Genomic DNA, 18,142 nt, shown 5'->3' on the forward strand with positions numbered 1-18,142 from the left:
CCGTCTGAAACATTTTCAGACGGCCTTTTATTTTATTTCGAACGCAGATTTTCAATCAATTCTTTCAGTAATAGATTTTCATCTATTTTTTGCTGTAGCAGTTGATCTTTGTGCAACATTAATTCTTGTTGATGTTTAATAGTCAGCTTTAATTTTTCAATTTCTGCAGTTAACTCTTGTGAAGGTGTTGCATAGAAAGAAATATCACTGTTGTTGTCGCCTTCATTAATTTGGCATACAAAACCTTTATTTTCGGATTGAAGCAAATCGAGTAAGTCAATATGAAAAATTTCAGCAATTTGCTCCAGGCGTGGTAAGTTCAATCTAGTTTCACCGCGTTCAATTTTTGCATAACCGTTGGTGGAAAGATTTAATTTATCCGCAACCTCTTCCTGTGACCATTGGTTCATTTCTCGCATTAACCGGATTTTTTCATATGTCTTCATAGTTACCACTTTTTATTAATTTCAACCCAAACTTCAGTAGGATTTTATCACTTTTGGTTGCTGGCTTACCAGCAGTTGGTTACATAAAATTATGCCATTATAAATAGATACCTTAAGCATAATGATGGGTTGGAGAACTTTTATTTCCTTTGTGTTTTTCTTAACTATTACCATGCAAAGCCATGCTCGGGAAATTGTGCAACAAGCTGCTGCTCAATGTTTTCAGGCTGCCTATCCGCAAACTGTTAAAGCTATCGGCGCAACCGTTTCGGTTAACGGACAAACATTTGCATTGGCAAAATCGAAATATTCAGATTATTTTAAAAAATTGAATAGCGCAGGTTTATTAGATCAACTGGAACAGATTTATCCTTTGGATTTTTCAACTCCTAAAGCTAATGAAGATGCAGGGCGTTTGCGTGATGATGCTTTCTTTGCTGAAATGTATGGCGAAAATGAGGCAGAGGTAAGAAAAAATTTGGTCCCTATCTATTGGGCTCCGTCAGGAAGAACAGTTATGTTTAACAAAGTAAATGGAGCAGCTGAAAAACTGGAGACAGTTGGTAGAGAGTTGGCGGCTGATTTTAACTTAAAAAGTTATGCTGCCAAAACTGCAGGGACATTTAACTATCGCTTCATTAGTGGAACTAAGCGGCGTAGTGCCCATGCTTTCGGTATTGCCATTGACTTCTCATTGCCTAAAGGCCTAGGTACATATTGGCAGTGGTCAGGCTGTAAAGAGGGTAAAGCCTGTACCTATCCACAAGCTCTGCGCCAAGATGCTATCTTAAAGAGAATGGTTGCAGTCTTTGAAAAGCATGGCTTCATTTGGGGAGGGAAATGGTATCACTATGATTCCGTGCATTTTGAATATAGGCCGGAATTATTAATCAAACAATGTCGTTCACTTTAAAGGAAAACTTATGAAAAAATGGTTAATTTTAGGAAGTATTTTATTATCAACACAAGCTTTCTCATCAGATTATCTATGTTCTTATCGTGCGAGGATATCTCAGAACGATAAATTTAACAGCAGCGGTAATTATATCGCTACGCAATACAGTAAAGATGTTGTTGCTGCTATCATCCGCCAAGAACGTGCCAATTTCCACAAATTTGGTGTGCGAGATAACGAAGATGAAGGCGATTGCGTATTTGCGTCAGCCGAAAATCGTTCGCGCTTAGAACGTTGGTTAGCTTCGGGTAGTATTGGACAGGCTACTATCCGTCGCATTGTTGATGGCAATCCCGTAATTTACGTTGATATTTACCGCAACCGTGTCAGTGTGAGCACCCGTTGATGATTAAAGGTTTGTTATATATCAGTGCAGTAGGTCTGTTCTTGCTATCAGGCTGTGGCTCTAAAAATAAAATTGCTTGTAGTGATGAGAATGGACTACTTGTCTTGAAAAATTTAGTTACCGAAGCTACAGAAAAGCAGTTACGTTCAGAGAATAGTAACTTAACTTTGTCTTCAATCCGTGCAACAATTGCAAAAATCGGAATGTCTTTTGAAGATATCCGCACATCTAAAAATGATCCTAACAGTAATAAAGTTTTTTGTGAAAGTAAGCTCACGCTTAGCATACCTACTGGCCTTCTTAGCGATATACAGGTTGCATTAGAGGAAAGTGGACAGAACGATAACATAGAAAAATTTCTGACGAGCTTTAATTATAAGAAATCAGCAACCGCTGCCAATAAATATCAAATTGATCTTGTTTATAATCTTCAGCCGACCGATGATGGGAAACAGATTTATTCTGAAATAGAAGATAGTATCAATGCTGTTGCTGGTATTAGTTCAATGTTGAATTATGCTTTGTCAAAAAACATAATTATCAACCAGAATTTAGAAGAAAAACGTGCTAAGGAAGAAATTGAGAATCAGGAGGCAGCTTACCATAGGTCAGAATGGCAACAACAGTCCTTCGATGAGATGAATCCTGTACAATTACCTGAGACTAACGTATCCAGTCCTGATGAAATAAGGCCTACAGATGAAATGAGTGTAGTGCAATAAGAAAACAACTCCCCAAAAAAGGCCGTCTGAAACATTTTCAGACGGCCTTTTCTTGCTTTACGTTTTAACTGTAAAGCTTCGCTCCTTTTTTGACGAACTCAATCGCTTTTTCTTCCATGCCTTGCTGCTGGGCTTTTTGCTTGTCGGCGTAGTCGCGCACTTCCTGCGTGATTTTCATCGAGCAGAATTTGGGGCCGCACATCGAGCAGAAGTGGGCGATTTTCGCGCCTTCGGCGGGCAGGGTTTCGTCGTGGAAGCTCTCGGCGCGTTCGGGGTCGAGGCTTAAGCGGAATTGGTCGCGCCAGCGGAATTCGAAACGTGCCTTGCTCAGGGCGTTGTCGCGTAATTGTGCACCCGGCCAGCCTTTGGCGAGGTCGGCGGCGTGGGCGGCAAGTTTGTAGGTAATGATGCCGGTGCGCACGTCTTCTTTGTCGGGCAGGCCGAGATGCTCTTTCGGGGTAACGTAGCAAAGCATGGCTGTGCCGTACCAGCCGATATTGGTCGCGCCTATGCCCGAGGTGATGTGGTCGTAGCCGGGGGCGATGTCGGTAACGAGTGGGCCGAGGGTGTAGAAAGGCGCTTCAAAGCAGTGTTGAAGCTCTTCGGTCATGTTTTCTTTCACGCGTTGCAACGGTACATGGCCGGGGCCTTCGATCATCACTTGTACGTCGTGTTTCCACGCTTTGGCGGTCAATTCGCCCAAGGTGTGCAGCTCAGCGAATTGGGACTCGTCGTTGGCATCGGCAATGCAGCCGGGGCGCAGGCCGTCGCCGAGGCTGAACGACACGTCGTAGGCTTTCATGATTTCGCAGATTTCGTCGAAATGCGTGTAGAGGAAGTTTTCCTGATGGTGGGCAAGACACCATTTCGCCATGATGGAGCCACCGCGCGATACGATGCCGGTCAGGCGGTCGGCCGTCATCGGTACATAACGCAGCAATACGCCTGCGTGCAGGGTGAAATAGTCTACGCCTTGTTCCGCCTGCTCGATTAAGGTGTCGCGCACCAAATTCCAAGTCAGGTCTTCGGCGATGCCGCCGGTTTTTTCCAAAGCCTGATAGATGGGTACCGTGCCGATGGGAACGGGCGCGTTGCGGATAATCCATTCGCGCGTTTCGTGGATGTGCGCGCCGGTGGACAAATCCATAATCGTGTCCGCGCCCCAACGCAGCGACCACACCATTTTTTCGACTTCTTCGGTCAGGCTGGAGGTTACGGCAGAGTTACCCAAGTTGCCGTTGATTTTGACGCGGAAGTTACGGCCGATAATCATCGGTTCGAGTTCAGGATGGTTGATGTTGGCAGGGATAATCGCGCGTCCGGCGGCGATTTCTTGGCGCACAAATTCGGGCGTGATTTGGTCGGGATGGGTTGGGATATTCGCGCCGAAACTTTGCCCTGCGTGTTGTTTCAAGAGCTTGGCGTATTCAGGCCGTCTGAAAAGCTCGTCCAGCTTCATGCGTTCGCGTATGGCGACAAACTCCATTTCCGGCGTGATGATGCCTTGGCGGGCGTAGTGGAGCTGGGTTACATTGCGGCCTGCTTTGGCGCGGCGCGGACGGGTGATTTGGTTGAAGCGAAGATGGGCGGTTTTCGGATCGTGTGCGCGTTCGGTGCCGTATTCGCTAGAAAGCTTGGGCAGGATTTCGGTATCGCCGCGTTCGTCCAGCCATGCGGTGCGGACGTGCGGTAAACCCTGTTTTAAGTCGATGTGTGCCGCCGGGTCGCCGTATGCGCCGCTGGTGTCGTACACCGGAATAGGCGGATTGGCTTCCGTACCTTGCGCCGTGTAGGTGTCGTCCTGACGGATTTCGCGCAAAGGCACGTGGATGTCGGCGCGGCTGCCAGGGATATAGACGCGGTCGGAATTGGGATATTGGAAGCGGATGCCGATATCTTCGCTCAAGTCGGAAAGGCGGCGCGCCTCATCGCCGGTTTTTTTAGCGGTAGTCATAAAAAATTGCTCCTGTTTTTCGGTTATGAAATGGAAACAGGAGCATTGCTTTTTTTCAGACGGCCTTGTGGATATCTTCAATCAACCGTTTAAAATCACATTTGCCGAAACTCCCCACGCAGGTATTATCCTGTTCGGGTGTAAAGGGTATTTCTCAGCCGCTCGGTTTGAAAGCAGCACCCCTGTTTCTTTATTAACGAAAAATTAAACCATGCGGACGGTTTTTTGTAAAGCAACGTTTGGATATTTTCTGTCAAAAACGCTTGACAGCGATTCCGTCTTTCCGTATAGTTACAACTTCTGACGCGGGATGGAGCAGCATGGTAGCTCGTCGGGCTCATAACCCGAAGGTCGTAGGTTCGAATCCTGCTCCCGCAACCAAATATAAAAATCCCCTGCAATGGCAGGGGATTTTGCTTTATGCGGCATTTATTGCGAATTGCGGATGAATTGATGGAAAGGCCGTCTGAACCATTGGGTTTCAGACGGCCTTTTTTATTGGTCGATGACATCGGCGGCTAATTCGTTTTTGTCTTTTATTTTGAATTTGTGTTTTTCAGACGGCCTATTGTTGCTCCGGATCGGTATCGTTGCGCAGGTATTCTTTCAGGCGTTGCAATTCTTTTTTGTCCAACCATTTATTGCGCGAACGTTGCAACAGGATCACCAATGCGGCGATTTCGTTGCGCATATTGGTGCTGAGCCAGAGGAAGCCTTGCCAGTCGTAATGCAGGCGGGCGGCCGGTTTGCTTAGTTCGGTATTGAGTGAAGTATCGATGCGGATACGGCGGGCGTAGTGGCCTTTGATGAGGCGGACGGTCAGCCGAAGCTCGCGTTGGAGTTGGTTGAAATGGCGGTCGAGCAGGCGGATTTCGCTTTCGTTGAGCGTGGGCGCGCGAAGTTTGGCGGCGGTGGTCAGGAGCAGCTCGGTGGTGTTGACGATTTTGCGGTGGGCATGCTGCATGGCTTCCATCATATTGTTGCTGATGTGGCTTTCGCCGGATGTGGCGGCCAGATGGCTGCGGCTTTTGACCATACGGGCGTTGATTTTGCGCATTTTAATCATGTTTTGTTCCAAACGCTCGCGCGTCATGCGCTTGCCGTTGCTGATTTCGGCAATCATTTTGGCGCAGTCGGTGAGGTTGTCGGCAAGCATGAAGCGCCACATGAGTGTGGAGCGCAGGGGCAGGAGTTTGGCGGCGGCAATGGCGATGGCGGCACCAATCAAAACGTTCATGGCGCGCATCAGGCCGCTGTCGAGCCAGTGGTGGCTGCTGTCGCCGATGAGCATACACATGGTCAAACCGGCAAGCATGGCGACATAGCCGTTTTTGCCGACCGCAGACCAACCGGCCACTGCGCTGGCGGCACCGATAATCAGATAGAAGAAAACGCCGTCTTGCAAATAATGCTGGTTCAACCATAAAACGGCCAGACCGACGCCCAAACCGATGGCCGTGCCGAGCATGCGTTCGACCGCTTTGGAGTAAATCGCGCCTTGGAATTGCAGCATGCCGAGGACGACAAAGACGGTCATGCCGATCCACTCGCCGTGTTGCAGGTGGAAGACTTTGGCCAACAGGGTGGAAAACACGATTGCCAAGCCGAGGCGGAAGGCGTGGATATGGCGACGATAGCGGTAGCGTTCGTAGGCGTTGAGCCAGCGTTCGGAAAAATGGAGGCGTTCGGATTGGGCAGGCATGTTGTAAGACGTATCGGTATGTGGGGGTGTAAATTATAACTGATTGGTAAAGCAGATGAAATTTGAACTGCTCTCCAACGGTTTGAACTATTGCAGAATTTCTCTGCCGCAAGCGGATATAATGGCGGCTTTGAATCAGACAGGCGGTGAAGAAATGGCGACGGTTTTAAGCGCAGGCGTGGACGAAGCGGGACGCGGCCCTTTGGTCGGCAGCGTATTTGCGGCGGCAGTGATTTTGCCGGAACATTTTGACCTGCCGGGTTTGACCGACTCAAAAAAGCTGAGCGAAAAAAAGCGCGATATGTTGGCGCAGATGATTAAGGAACAGGCGGTTGCGTGGAGCATTGCCTTTGCCGACCCCGACGAAATCCTGCAACTGAACATCCTGCACGCAACCATGGCCGCGATGAAGCGCGCCATCGAGGGGCTGTCGGTCGTACCTGACAAAGTATGGATAGACGGCAACCGCGTGCCGAAAGATTTGAATGTTCCTGCCGAAGCCGTGGTCAAAGGCGACAGCAAAATTATTGAAATCTCCGCCGCTTCGGTTTTGGCCAAAACCGCGCGTGATGCGGAAATGTATGAATTGGCGAAACGCTATCCGCAATACGGGTTTGACCGTCACAAAGGCTACGGCACGGCGCAACATTTGGCCGCGTTGAAACAATACGGCGTATTGCCGGAACACCGCCGCGATTTCGCACCGGTCAAAACCTTATTGGCACAAGGCAATCTGTTTGAAGAATGAAAGCATATCAAAAGGCCATCTGAAAGATTTCAGACGGCCTTATTTTTAGAAAAGTATTATTTCAACGCAGCCAAACACTCTTTAATCAACTCAGGGCCGCGATAAATCAAACCGCTATACACCTGAACCGCACTGGCGCCCAAGCGGATTTTTTCTGCCGCGTCCGCGCCGTTCATAATGCCGCCGACGCCGATAATCGGCAGCTTGCCGTCAATGCGTTCCGCCAAAAGTTTCAACACCTGATTGCTTTTCTCGCGTACGGGCAAGCCGCTCAAGCCGCCTTGTTCGCCTGCGAGCGGATGGCTGCCCAAGCTTGATTTGTCGATGGTTGTGTTGGTGGCGATGATGCCGTCCATCTCTACGGATTTGACCACATGGGCGATGTCGTCGATTTGCGCTTCGTCCAAATCCGGCGCGATTTTGACCGCTAGCGGCACATATTTGCCATGCACGGCCGCCAGTTGTGCCTGTTTGTTTTTCAAGGCTTCCAACAATGCGCTCAACTCGTCGCCGCCTTGCAAGGTGCGCAGGTTTTTCGTATTGGGGGAGGAAATATTGACCGTGATGTAGCTCGCGTGGGCGTAGGCTTTTTCCAGACAAATCAGATAATCGTCGGCCGCGTTTTCAATCGGCGTAACGGCATTTTTACCGATGTTGATGCCCAAAATGCCTTTAAAGCGGCTGTTTTCAATGTTGCGGATCATCGCGTCGATGCCGTGGTTGTTGAAACCCATGCGGTTGATGATGCCTTGGTGTTCGGGAACGCGGAAAAGGCGCGGCTGCGGATTGCCCGGCTGCGGCTTGGGCGTTACCGTGCCGATTTCGACAAAGCCGAAACCTAAAGCGGCAAACGCATCGATACACTCGCCGTTTTTGTCCAAACCTGCCGCCAAGCCGACCGGATTGGGCAGCTGCAAACCCATCAGCTCGGTTGGCCGGGTGTGGCTGTCCACCTTGGGCAGCAGGCCGAGTTTTTCGATAGAACGCAAACTGTTGAGCGTGAAATGATGGGCCTTTTCTGCATCGAAACGGAACAGGATAGGACGGACGAGTGAATACATGGCGGCGGCTTTCTGAACGGTTGATGAATTTGGCGTTATTTTACCTGAAACCGTCAAACTGCCCCAAACGTCTGTATCGATATGATTTTATTGTTTGGCGTCAAATGAAAATAAATAGGGCTTTTGCGTGTAGTCGGATAGTTCATTAAAATGGTAAGAGAGAGGCTTTTCAGACGGCCTGATGGATGTATCAAAAGGCCGTCTGAAAAGTTTTGATTTGATTGTTTACCTGATACAGGAAGATTTTTATGAAACAGGCGGTTGATCCTTATGCGAGTTTCCGTGAACTGACGCTGCGGGGGATGATACTCGGCGCGTTGATTACGGTGATTTTTACGGCATCCAATGTGTATTTGGGCTTGAAGGTGGGCTTGACTTTTGCGTCTTCGATTCCGGCTGCTGTGATTTCGATGGCGGTTTTGAAGTTTTTTAAAGGCAGTAATATTCTGGAAAATAATATGGTGCAGACTCAGGCTTCGGCCGCGGGGACGCTCTCCAGTATTATTTTTATTCTGCCGGGTTTGCTGATGGCCGGTTATTGGGCTGGCTTTCCGTTTTGGCAGACTACGCTGCTGTGTATGTCCGGCGGTATTTTGGGCGTGATTTTCACTGTGCCTTTGCGTTATGCGATGGTGGTGAAGAGCGATTTGCCTTATCCGGAAGGCGTGGCGGCAGCCGAGATTTTGAAGGTCGGCGACCATGATGCGGACCAACAGGAAGGCGGCAGCGGTATCAAGGAATTGGTGTCGGGCGGCGCATTGGCCGGTTTGATGAGCTTTTGCGCAAGCGGTTTGCGCGTGGTGGCGGACAGCGCGAGCTTTTGGTTTAAAGGCGGCGCGTCGGTGTTTCAAGTGCCGATGGGCTTTTCTTTGGCTTTGCTGGGCGCGGGCTATTTGGTCGGCCTGACCGGCGGTATCGCGATTTTGCTGGGTATTTCGATTGCCTGGGGCGTGGCCGTGCCTTATCTGTCGGCACATATTCCGCAACCTGCCGATATGGAGATGATTCCTTTTGCGATGTCTTTGTGGAAGGAAAAAGTCCGTTTTATCGGCGCGGGTACGATCGGTATTGCGGCGATTTGGACGCTGTTGACTTTGATGAAACCGATGGTCGAGGGTATGCGCCTGTCTTTCCGCAATTTCGGCGGTGCGCATATGACCGAACGCACGGAACAGGATTTGTCGCCTAAGGCGATGATTGCCTGGGTGTTGGCGATGATGCTGGTATTGGGCGTGTCCTTCTTCCACTTTATCGGCGACTCGCATATTTCCGGCGGTTTGGCTTGGCTGTTGGTGGTCGTATGTACGCTGCTGGCTTCGATTATCGGCTTTTTGGTGGCCGCGGCTTGCGGTTATATGGCAGGTTTGGTCGGTTCTTCTTCCAGCCCGATTTCGGGTGTGGGCATCGTCTCTATCGTTATCATTTCGCTGGTGTTGCTGTTAGTCGGCGAATCCGGCGGCTTGATGGCTGATGAGGCAAACCGCAAATTCCTGCTGGCGTTGACGCTGTTTTGCGGCGCATCTGTGATTTGTGTGGCTTCGATCTCCAATGACAACCTGCAGGATTTGAAAACGGGTTATCTGGTAAAAGCGACGCCTTGGAAACAGCAGGTTGCGCTGATTGTCGGCTGCGTTGTCGGTGCCGTGGTGATTTCGCCTGTGTTGGAGCTTTTGTATGAAGCCTACGGCTTTACCGGCGCGATGCCGCGTGAAGGCATGGATGCGGCCCAAGCCCTTGCCGCGCCTCAGGCAACTTTGATGACCACCATCGCCCAAGGTATTTTCTCGCACAATCTGCAATGGGATTATATTTTCACCGGTGTGGCCATTGGTGTGGCGTTGATTGCGGTTGATTTCACATTGCGCAAATCTTCCGGCGGCAAGCGTGCTTTGCCGGTATTGGCCGTGGGCATGGGCATTTACCTGCCGCCGTCTGTGAATATGCCGATTGTGATTGGTGCGGTATTGGCGGCTGTGTTGAAATCCGTTATCGCCCGCCGTCAAGAAAACCGTGAGGGCCGTCTGAAAAATGCGGAACGTATCGGTACGCTGTTCTCTGCCGGTTTGATTGTCGGCGAGAGCCTGATCGGTGTGATTATGGCGTTTATCATCGCTTTCTCCGTAACCAACGGCGGTTCGGATGCGCCTTTGGCCCTGAACCTGGAAAACTGGGACACGGCCGCCAAATGGCTGGGCTTGGCGTTTTTTGTTTTCGGTATGTTCGTGTTTGCACGCCGCGTGTTGAAAGCAGGACGTTAAGTTTGTAGGTTGAGAAAAGGCCGTCTGAAACTTTGGTTTCAGACGGCCTTTTTAGTGGAAATTTGTTTGGAATGATTTTAGGAAGTTTGGGTATAATTATCGCGGGGCTGGTAGCAAAAAAGCCCCATGGCAGTGGGGCTTTGTGCTGAAACCGCCCTAGAAAGGATGGTTTCAATCATGAAACATACCACTTGCACGGGTCGTTCATGGCTGAGACTGCGGACAGTCGTTAGGATTATCTTAACCCTGTTCCTGCTCTTAGTCAATTAAACGGCTGAAAACAAAAAACTGTTTTTCATTTTCCGCCTGTTTGTCATGAACGGGCGGTTTTTTGTTGTTTAACGCTGATTTAAACAATCTGCAATCGCTTTGGCAATTTTGGCACTGGCGCCTTGGTGTTGCGAAATGAATTGCTCGGTGTGGCTGATCAGCTGTTGGCGCAGTGTTTCATCGTCGAGGTATTGGCGCGTGGTTCTGTACCAGGCTTCGGCGGTTTCGACACGGACGGCGGCTTTGGCTTCGACGGCGCCTTTGCAGGCTTGGGCGAAGTTGTAGTTGGAGTAGCCGAAGAGGGTGGGGACGCGGCAGGAGATGGGTTCGATGATGTTTTGGCAGCCGGCATCAACGAGGCTGCCGCCGACGAAGGCAATGTCTGCGCTGAGATAGTAGGCGGCAAGCTCGCCCATGCTGTCGCCTATCCAAACCTGTGTATCGGGGGAAACGGGTTGTCCGTCGCTGCGTTTTTGCACGGTATAACCAAGCGATTTGGCGGTATCGTAGGCCGTCTGAAAGTTTTCAGGGTGGCGCGGTACGATGACCAGCAAGGCATTGCCGCGGTAGCCCTGCCATGCTTTGAGGAGCAGCTCGGCTTCGTCTGTGCCTTTGTACACGCGCGTGCTGGCGCAGACGACGACGGCTCGTGCGCCGATGCGTTCTTTAAAGGCGGCGGCAAGCGGGCGTGAGTCGTTGGGGGGGGCGATGTCGTATTTGGTGTTGCCGCAGACGTGGACGTTGGATGCGCCGATGAGGTGCAGGCGTTCGGCATCGGCGGCGGTTTGGGCAAAGCAGCCGGAGAGGCTCTGCATGGCAGGCTCGACCAGCTTGCGGATTTTGAGGTAGCCGCGTTGGGATTTTTCGGAGAGGCGAGCGTTGGCCAAAAAGAGGGGAATGCCTGCTTCTTGGCAGCCGTGCATTAGGTTGGGCCAGATTTCGGTTTCCATCAAAATGCCGCAGATGGGGCGGTGTTCGGCTAAAAATCGGGCGACCCATTCGGATTTGTCGTAGGGCAGGTAACGGCATTGCGCATCGGGGAATAGGGATTGCGCGGTGGCGCGTCCGGTCGGCGTCATTTGGGTAATCAGAAACGGCGAGTCGGGAAAATGGCGGCGTAATGCCTGGACTAAGGGTTCGGCCGCACGCGTTTCGCCGACGGATACGGCGTGTATCCAAATCGGGCGTTGTACGGGATTGGGATACGCCTGCCCGAAACGCTCGCCCCAATGCTCGAGATAGGCTGGGGATTTGAGGGCGCGGCGGCGCAGGTGGCGGCGGATCAGGAAGGGGGCAAGGTGCCACAGCGTGGCGTAAAGGCGGCGTATCATGCTTACGGGTCTTGTGTCAGAATAGGCCTATTTTATCGGAAACTGAAACGGAAGATATAGCTTTGATGCGTGTTTTACGCAAAGGAAACAGGCCGTCTGAAAGGTTTCAGACGGCCTTTAATACAGGTATAAACGCGTTTATTTCACTTGCGCCATGTATTTTTTCAGACGGCCTTTGCTTTGCATGGCGCGGTTTTCCATTTCATCGACAACGGCTTGCGCTTTGGCTTTGTTCACCGGTTTGCCGACCTGAATCACGCCGCTCATGTTCATCATGCGGTGCGGCGGGCAGGTGTATACGTACACGCCTTCTTTGTCGAGCTTGAGCGTGAAGTCTTTGCCGTCTTCGGAAAGGAAGTCGGCAACGCCGTCGGGCAGGGCTTTGCTTTGTACCCAGTGGCCGCTGTTGGCGGCTTTGAAGGTAACAGTGTCGCCGACTTTGGCGTTGACGTAGCCGGGCTCGAACACCATGCTGCCGTCTTTGCCGTTGTCGAGCATTTTGACTTCGTGGTTGGCGGCGTATGCGCCGAGGGAAGCGGTCAGCATCAGGAGGAAGAGGGATTTTTTCATGGAGAAAGTCCTTTCTAAGGATAAAAAAATATGGGGCGGGCTGATGAGTCGGAGAGGCAAGCCTTGGGCTTACCGCCCTCTCCCTAACCCTCTCCCACGGGAGAGGGGATAAATTGCAGGGAGTTTGCAGGCCGGATGCTCAAATCCGACATTTGCAGGAGCGGTTAAGTTACGCACTCTTCCGCATCGGGCGGATAACGGGCAGGCCTTTGCTGTCGTACAAAAGCTCGATGTCCACTTTATACAGCCTGCCTATCATGTCCGCCTGCAACACGTCCTGCGGCGCGCCCTGCGCCTGTACTTTGCCTTCGCCAAGCAGAATCACGCCGTCTGAAAACTGCGCGGCGAGGCTCAAATCGTGCAAGACCATCAGCGTAACCAGATTGTGTTCGTGCGTGTATTGCACCACGCGTTCTAAAAGATTGAGTTGATGGTGCATATCCAGCGCGCTGACCGGTTCGTCCAGCATCAGGATTTCGGGACGGCGCAGCATGACTTGGGCAAACATGACGAGCTGCCGCTGTCCGCCGGAAAGGCGCATGACGTCGCGGTGCGCCAGATGGCCGATACCCAGCTCCGCCATGATACTTGCGGCTTCGTGCAGCAGCTCGTCGCCGACGTGCATGTGCAGCGCGTCCATGCGGCCGAGCAACACGACTTCCAGCGCGGTCAGCGAGGCTTCGGCGGCGGTGTCCTGCGGCATATAACCTATGCGTTTGCGCCAGCTTTGCAGGTGGATTTTGCTCAACACTTCGTCGCCGTAGCGGATGGTGCCTTTGTGCGCCACTTCGCCGAAAATCGTTTTCATCAGCGAGGATTTGCCCGTGCCGTTGGGGCCGAGCACGGAATAGACTTTGCCTTGTTCCAGCGTCAAATCGATATTGTCGGCGACCACATAATCGCCGCGCCGGATGTGTACGTTTTCAAGTTTCAACATTTCAGACGGCCTATCGTTTCGTTAATACAATCCAGAAGAAGAACGGCACGCCGACAAACGACGTAACAATCCCCACCGGAAACAGCGCGCCCGGGATAATCACCTTGGACAACACGCTGGCCACCGACAAAAACGCCGCCCCCGCCAGCATCGCGCCGGGCAGGAAGAAACGTTGGTCTTCGCCCAAAAGAATCCGCGCCACATGCGGCGCAACCAAGCCGATAAAGCCGATGACGCCGACAAAACTGATGGCCGTCGCCGTCATTACCGCCACCAACACCAGCGTTTTCAGACGCAAAAATTGCAGATTGATGCCCAGCCCGACGGCGCGTTCTTCGCCCAAGCGCAGCGCAGTCAGCTTCCACACATCGCGCGAAAGCAGAAACACGCATACCGCCGTAACCGCCGCCGTAACGATGACTGTTTCCCAAGTCGCCTTGGTCAGGCTGCCGAACAGCCAAAACAGAATCTGCTGCGAAATCTCAGGTGCGGCGATAAATTGAATCAGCGACAAAATCGACTGAAACAGGAACAACAGCGCAATCCCTACCAGCACCAACATCGCCGAGTTGAAACGGCGCGCTGAGGCAAACAGAAACAAGATGCCCGAAGCCAGCATGGTCATCACAAACGCGCCGATGGGAACGGCGACCGTTTCAGGCAGCCCGAAACCGCCGAACGCAATCACCGCCGACGCGCCCAAACCCGCCGCCGCCGCCAAGCCCAGCGTATAAGGGCTGGCCATCGGGTTGTTCAGGAGCGTTTGAATTTCCGCACCGCCGACACCTAAAGCCGCGCCGACCACCAAGGCCATTACCGCAATCGGCAGGCGCAAATCCATCACAATCAGGCGGTTCATTTCATCGACTTCGGGTTTGCCCAGCAAAACATTGACCACTTCGCCGACGGGCAGCGTGTCCGTCATCGCAGGGCCGGTGGCGATGTCGAATAGGAAACTGACCGCCGCGATGACTAAAAACATCAACACAATCAACCAACGCTTGCCTTCCAACTTGCGCTGGTTTTTCACAATCTCGGCGACAACCGAATCATTCATGTTTCAAACCTTTAAAAAAGAGTGTTGTGAAAGGGGAGAAACAGGTTTGCCTTTTTCTTCCGCAAAAATTTCAGACGGCCTTCCGATTTAAAAGGCCGTCTGAAAATCTAAATTACCTTATTGTCCTTTCGGATAGAGGTAGAACGTGCCGTTCGGTACGACGGGCAGGTTTTGGCGGTAGAAGTCCAGATAGGTCTTCTCAGGGTTGAAATCCTTAAATAACTGCGGATAAATCGCTTTGGCCATAAACTGAATCGACGCGCTGTCGGACAGCGTGCGCGAGTTAGCGTGGTAGGCGGCGTAGAGGCGGTTGTTTTTAATCGCAGGCAGGTTGGCCCAGCCGGAGCGTTTGGCAAAGCCTGCCAAGCGTTTTTCCGCTTCGGCTTTTGGAATACCCCAGCCCATCACCATGGCGGCAGGGTTTTTCTTCAATTCGGTTTCGCGGCCGGTAATCACGATCACGTCGGGTTTGGCGGCGAGGACTTTTTCAGGATTGATCGGGCCGTAGAATTCGACCGAAGAAGCGGCGATATTGTTGCCGCCGACCAGTGTCGCCATCGAACCCCACATGCTCTTGCCGAAGGTAACGCTGTGTTCGGCAGGGCCTTTGTTACCGAACTCGATATAGACTTTAGGCTTGGGCAGGTTGGCTTTTTTCACGCGCGCCTGGATGGTGTCGGCAACGCGTTTGTAGTCTGCCGCCAGTTTGTCGGCTTTTTGCTGCTGGCCGGTCAATGTACCGATGAGTTTGGTCGATTGAACGTGTTTGGCCACTGTTTGCGCGTTGTAGTCCAACACGACGATGGGGATGCCGGCCTTGTTGATGCGGTCGAGATCGGAACCCAAAGCCTTGTATTGCCATTCGGCCAAAACCAGCAAATCGGGTTTCAGTGCCAATACTTTCTCAATCGAGAACGTGCCGACTTCCACTTCGCCCACGTCGGTCAGCTGATTCAGTTTAGGCACGGCTTTGCTGAATGCCGCCCAGCTTGGCGGCGCCCAGTCAGCCCAAACTGCTTTGGAGAAACCAACGACGTTGTCCAGCGCGGTTTTACCGCCGATGGCCATGTAGTCTTGGTAGTAGAAGCCCAACACCACGCGCTTGGCAGGCAGGTCGACAGTTACCTTACGACCGAGGATATCGGTCAGCTGAACGGGTTTGGCAAAAGCGGATACGGAGCCGACTGATAAAGCGGCGGCGGCAATCAAAGCAGAAAGTTGCGTAAATCTCATGAATCATTCCTTTAAAATATGATGATAATTACTATCTTTTTATAAATTTACAAGGTATTGAATCTTTTTTCAAGCGAATGTAGGGATAGACATATTTCGAAATAAAAAGTTTCATCATTAAAACGAAGGGATAGTGTTTATATAGGGCTTGGGTGTACTGAAGACCTAGTAAAAAGGAATGATATGGGGTACCTAAAGCCATAGTGGGCAGTAGCTGGAATAGATCGGTAAAGGGTTTTTTATTGCAAAAAAATAAAAGGTATTCGGTTGAAAACAAGGCCGTCTGAAACCTTGCAATCAGGGTTCAGACGGCCTTTGGTGGAGGCATAAAAGTTTTATTTCACTTGCGCCCTATATTTTTCAGACGGCCTGTAAGTAGTGTTTGGGAAAAGTGAAAAAGGTTGGTTTTTGAAATGGCGAAATAGGGAAGAAGAGGGCTTGAGGGAGAGTCGGGCGTAAACCCAAAATGGGGACGAATAAAAAGGGCGTGTATCGAAACACGCCCTTTTTAGAGATTCAGACGGCCTGTGATTCCGCCTGTTCGCTTTGGTTGAGGATTTTAATCAGTTTTTCGGCTTTTTCCGGGTCTTCGCAGCGCAGGATTTTGGCGGCATCGTTTTCGAGATGGCCGGTGTGGCTGTGCAGGATGATGTTTTTAACCGAAAGCAGGTTGTTGGGGTTCATGGAGAAGCGGCGCAGGCCCATGCCGAGCAACAGTCGGGTGAAGACGGTATCGCCGGCCATTTCGCCGCAGATGGACACGCCTTTTTCCATGCGGTTTGCGGTGCGGATAATGTGTTGCAGCGTTTTGAGGACGGCAGGGTGGCCGGGTTGGTAGAGGTGGCTGACGCTGTCGTCGCCGCGATCGACCGACAGGAGGTATTGAATCAGGTCGTTGGTGCCGATGGAAACGAAGTCGACGAGCTTGAGGATGCTGCCGACGGTCATGGCGGCGGACGGGATTTCAATCATGCAGCCGATGCTGACCGGGCCGAAGGTTTCGCCGCGTTCGGTCAGTTGGCGTTGGGCTGTGTCCAGATGGATAAGGCATTGGCGCACTTCGGAAATGGATGTAATCATCGGCCACATCATACGCACAGGGCCGTGGGCGGCGGCGCGGAGGATGGCGCGCATTTGGGTGCGGAACATGACCGGCTCGGCGAGGCACAGGCGGATGCCGGTCAGGCCGAGCGCGGGGTTGAGGCTGCCGTTGGGCGTGCTGTTTTGGCCGAACCAGCGCGGATTTTTATCGACACCCAAATCGACAGTGCGGATGGTGATGTTTTTGCCTTTGAGTTTTTTGACGATGCCGGCATAGACTTCGTATTGTTCGTCTTCGGTCGGCATGTTGTCGCGGTTGAGGTAGAGGAATTCGCTGCGGAACAGGCCGACGCCGTCTGCGCCGAAGTTGTGCAGGGCTTTGATGTCTTCGGCGGATTCGATGTTGGCGAGCAACTCAATGTTGATGCCGTCGGCCGTGGTGGCGGCGGTTTTTTTGATTTTGTTGAGTTCGCGCTTGTGGCTGCGGTATTCGCGGGCGAGGCGGCGGTATTCGTTGAGGACGACTTCGTCGGGATCGATGATGAGGATGCCGTTGATGCCGTCGACGATGACGATTTCGTTTTCGGTGATGAGTTTGCGGGCGTTGTGCAGGCCGATGACGGACGGGATGTCGAGGCTGCGGCCCAAGATGGCGGTGTGGCTGGTCGGACCGCCGGCATCGGTTACGAAGGCGGTAATGTGCTGCTCTTTAAACAATACGGTATCGGCAGGCGAGAGGTCGTGCGCGATGAGGACGGTATCGTCAAACAGGTTGCCGGCGAGGTTGATTTCGTTGCTTTGGCCGACAAGGTTGTTGTGGATGCGGCGGACGACTTGGAGCATGTCCTGTTTGCGTTCGCGCAGGTAGTCGTCGTCGATGCTGTCGAACTGGGCGGAAAGCTTGTCGCTTTGTAGTTTTAATGCCCATTCGGCGTTGATTTTCTGCTCGCGCAAAATGTCGATGGGTTCGCGCGAGAGGGTGACGTCGGTCAGCAGCATCAGGTGCAGGGAGATGAACGCGCCTAATTCGGTCGGGGCATTTTCGGGAATCGCGCCGCGCAGCTGTTCCAGTTCTTTGCGCGTGGCTTTGATGGCGTTGTCGAAACGGGCAACTTCGGCATCGAGTTTGTCGGGATCGATGTCGTATTGGGGGACTTCCGTTGTGCCGCGCGTGATGAGGTGAGCGTGGCCGATGGCAATGCCTTTGCCCGCGGCCACCCCGTGTAGGACGATGCTCATTATTCGCCCTCGCCGAAGTAGTCGTTGATGAGGTCTGTCAACGCCTGCATGGCGGCGGCTTCATCTGCGCCTTCTGTTTCCAGCTCAATCACGGTGCCTTTGGCGGCGGCCAGCATCATCAGGCCCATGATGCTTTTGCCGTTGACGCGGTTGCCGTTTTTGGTGACCCAGACTTCGCTTTGGAATTGGGAGGCGGTTTGGGTGAATTTGCTGGAGGCGCGCGCGTGCAGGCCGAGTTTGTTGATGATTTCGATTTCTTGTTTGAGCATGGA

At 52.1% G+C, this 18,142-nt stretch carries 16 protein-coding genes, 1 tRNA gene and 1 riboswitch; of the genes, 6 read left to right on the forward strand and 11 right to left on the reverse strand.

Annotated features, from left to right (window positions below; genetic code table 11):
* Positions 1–32: 32 nt before the first annotated feature.
* On the reverse strand, positions 33–446 hold the full coding sequence (locus O3682_RS05555; RefSeq protein WP_101755717.1) for a helix-turn-helix domain-containing protein: 414 nt from the start codon (positions 444–446) through the stop codon (positions 33–35).
* Between the two features lie 121 nt (positions 447–567).
* Between O3682_RS05555 and O3682_RS05560 the strand changes: the two genes are divergently transcribed.
* From O3682_RS05560 to O3682_RS05570, 3 genes are read left to right on the forward strand one after another with little or no spacing between them, the layout of a single operon-like run.
* The gene (locus tag O3682_RS05560) at positions 568–1,359 is read left to right on the forward strand and encodes a M15 family metallopeptidase (protein WP_224783380.1); all 792 of its coding nucleotides are present in this window, start codon (positions 568–570) and stop codon (positions 1,357–1,359) included.
* 10 nt (positions 1,360–1,369) lie between these two features.
* Positions 1,370–1,747 (forward strand): hypothetical protein, encoded by a 378-nt coding sequence (locus tag O3682_RS05565; RefSeq protein WP_101755719.1) that lies wholly within the window; start codon positions 1,370–1,372, stop codon positions 1,745–1,747.
* Entirely contained in the window at positions 1,747–2,469 is a 723-nt protein-coding gene (locus O3682_RS05570) for a hypothetical protein (protein ID WP_371508913.1), read from the forward strand. The genes O3682_RS05565 and O3682_RS05570 overlap by 1 nt, the downstream gene beginning before the upstream one ends.
* A 64-nt stretch (positions 2,470–2,533) precedes the next feature.
* On the opposite strand, the gene thiC is transcribed toward O3682_RS05570, so the two are convergent.
* Positions 2,534–4,423, reverse strand: coding sequence for a phosphomethylpyrimidine synthase ThiC (gene thiC, locus O3682_RS05575; RefSeq protein ID WP_371508915.1), 1,890 nt, complete (start codon positions 4,421–4,423; stop codon positions 2,534–2,536).
* Between the two features lie 94 nt (positions 4,424–4,517).
* Positions 4,518–4,617: riboswitch (TPP riboswitch) on the reverse strand.
* 110 nt (positions 4,618–4,727) lie between these two features.
* Here thiC and O3682_RS05580 point away from each other — a divergent pair.
* A tRNA-Met gene (locus O3682_RS05580) sits at positions 4,728–4,804 on the forward strand.
* Between the two features lie 184 nt (positions 4,805–4,988).
* Here O3682_RS05580 and O3682_RS05585 read toward each other — a convergent pair.
* Positions 4,989–6,125, reverse strand: a complete 1,137-nt coding sequence (locus tag O3682_RS05585; RefSeq protein WP_254324302.1) for an FUSC family protein — start codon at positions 6,123–6,125, stop codon at positions 4,989–4,991.
* A gap of 154 nt (positions 6,126–6,279) precedes the next feature.
* On the opposite strand from O3682_RS05585, the gene rnhB reads away from it, so the two are divergent.
* Complete coding sequence (rnhB, locus tag O3682_RS05590; protein ID WP_036493965.1) at positions 6,280–6,873, forward strand: ribonuclease HII; 594 nt, start codon at positions 6,280–6,282, stop codon at positions 6,871–6,873.
* 56 nt (positions 6,874–6,929) lie between these two features.
* Here rnhB and O3682_RS05595 read toward each other — a convergent pair whose 3' ends face one another.
* Positions 6,930–7,934, reverse strand: coding sequence for a quinone-dependent dihydroorotate dehydrogenase (locus O3682_RS05595; protein WP_371508918.1), 1,005 nt, complete (start codon positions 7,932–7,934; stop codon positions 6,930–6,932).
* A gap of 248 nt (positions 7,935–8,182) precedes the next feature.
* Between O3682_RS05595 and O3682_RS05600 the strand changes: the two genes are divergently transcribed.
* On the forward strand, positions 8,183–10,192 hold the full coding sequence (locus tag O3682_RS05600; protein WP_371508920.1) for an OPT family oligopeptide transporter: 2,010 nt from the start codon (positions 8,183–8,185) through the stop codon (positions 10,190–10,192).
* Between the two features lie 338 nt (positions 10,193–10,530).
* On the opposite strand, the gene waaA is transcribed toward O3682_RS05600, so the two are convergent.
* From waaA to O3682_RS05635, 7 genes are all read right to left on the reverse strand, one after another.
* Entirely contained in the window at positions 10,531–11,793 is a 1,263-nt protein-coding gene (waaA, locus tag O3682_RS05605; RefSeq protein ID WP_371508922.1) for a lipid IV(A) 3-deoxy-D-manno-octulosonic acid transferase, read from the reverse strand.
* Positions 11,794–11,931: 138 nt separating this feature from the next.
* Positions 11,932–12,363: a plastocyanin/azurin family copper-binding protein gene (locus O3682_RS05610; protein ID WP_036492256.1), complete on the reverse strand. Its 432-nt coding sequence runs from the start codon at positions 12,361–12,363 to the stop codon at positions 11,932–11,934.
* 169 nt (positions 12,364–12,532) lie between these two features.
* A complete protein-coding gene (locus O3682_RS05615) occupies positions 12,533–13,300 on the reverse strand; it encodes an ABC transporter ATP-binding protein (protein WP_063068539.1) in 768 nt (255 codons plus the stop codon).
* Positions 13,301–13,310: 10 nt separating this feature from the next.
* Entirely contained in the window at positions 13,311–14,357 is a 1,047-nt protein-coding gene (locus O3682_RS05620) for a FecCD family ABC transporter permease (protein ID WP_049332949.1), read from the reverse strand.
* Between the two features lie 117 nt (positions 14,358–14,474).
* On the reverse strand, positions 14,475–15,590 hold the full coding sequence (locus O3682_RS05625; protein WP_371508924.1) for an ABC transporter substrate-binding protein: 1,116 nt from the start codon (positions 15,588–15,590) through the stop codon (positions 14,475–14,477).
* A 516-nt stretch (positions 15,591–16,106) separates the two neighbouring features.
* Positions 16,107–17,870, reverse strand: coding sequence for a phosphoenolpyruvate--protein phosphotransferase (gene ptsP / locus O3682_RS05630; protein ID WP_371508926.1), 1,764 nt, complete (start codon positions 17,868–17,870; stop codon positions 16,107–16,109).
* On the reverse strand, positions 17,870–18,139 hold the full coding sequence (locus O3682_RS05635; RefSeq protein ID WP_003683718.1) for an HPr family phosphocarrier protein: 270 nt from the start codon (positions 18,137–18,139) through the stop codon (positions 17,870–17,872). Before O3682_RS05635 ends, ptsP begins: the two co-directional genes overlap by 1 nt.
* Positions 18,140–18,142: the final 3 nt, after the last annotated feature.

The organism is Neisseria sp. 27098_8_112 (genome assembly GCF_041433235.1).
Taxonomy (GTDB): domain Bacteria; phylum Pseudomonadota; class Gammaproteobacteria; order Burkholderiales; family Neisseriaceae; genus Neisseria.

Bases quoted from the DNA above. Each gene is read 5' to 3' on its own strand.
- O3682_RS05555 (WP_101755717.1), bottom strand. From the start codon at position 446: ATGAAGACATATGAAAAAATCCGGTTAATGCGAGAAATGAACCAATGG.
- O3682_RS05560 (WP_224783380.1), top strand. From the start codon at position 568: ATGATGGGTTGGAGAACTTTTATTTCCTTTGTGTTTTTCTTAACTATT.
- O3682_RS05565 (WP_101755719.1), top strand. From the start codon at position 1,370: ATGAAAAAATGGTTAATTTTAGGAAGTATTTTATTATCAACACAAGCT.
- O3682_RS05570 (WP_371508913.1), top strand. From the start codon at position 1,747: ATGATTAAAGGTTTGTTATATATCAGTGCAGTAGGTCTGTTCTTGCTA.
- thiC (WP_371508915.1), bottom strand. From the start codon at position 4,423: ATGACTACCGCTAAAAAAACCGGCGATGAGGCGCGCCGCCTTTCCGAC.
- O3682_RS05585 (WP_254324302.1), bottom strand. From the start codon at position 6,125: ATGCCTGCCCAATCCGAACGCCTCCATTTTTCCGAACGCTGGCTCAAC.
- rnhB (WP_036493965.1), top strand. From the start codon at position 6,280: ATGGCGACGGTTTTAAGCGCAGGCGTGGACGAAGCGGGACGCGGCCCT.
- O3682_RS05595 (WP_371508918.1), bottom strand. From the start codon at position 7,934: ATGTATTCACTCGTCCGTCCTATCCTGTTCCGTTTCGATGCAGAAAAG.
- O3682_RS05600 (WP_371508920.1), top strand. From the start codon at position 8,183: ATGAAACAGGCGGTTGATCCTTATGCGAGTTTCCGTGAACTGACGCTG.
- waaA (WP_371508922.1), bottom strand. From the start codon at position 11,793: ATGATACGCCGCCTTTACGCCACGCTGTGGCACCTTGCCCCCTTCCTG.
- O3682_RS05610 (WP_036492256.1), bottom strand. From the start codon at position 12,363: ATGAAAAAATCCCTCTTCCTCCTGATGCTGACCGCTTCCCTCGGCGCA.
- O3682_RS05615 (WP_063068539.1), bottom strand. From the start codon at position 13,300: ATGTTGAAACTTGAAAACGTACACATCCGGCGCGGCGATTATGTGGTC.
- O3682_RS05620 (WP_049332949.1), bottom strand. From the start codon at position 14,357: ATGAATGATTCGGTTGTCGCCGAGATTGTGAAAAACCAGCGCAAGTTG.
- O3682_RS05625 (WP_371508924.1), bottom strand. From the start codon at position 15,590: ATGAGATTTACGCAACTTTCTGCTTTGATTGCCGCCGCCGCTTTATCA.
- ptsP (WP_371508926.1), bottom strand. From the start codon at position 17,870: ATGAGCATCGTCCTACACGGGGTGGCCGCGGGCAAAGGCATTGCCATC.
- O3682_RS05635 (WP_003683718.1), bottom strand. From the start codon at position 18,139: ATGCTCAAACAAGAAATCGAAATCATCAACAAACTCGGCCTGCACGCG.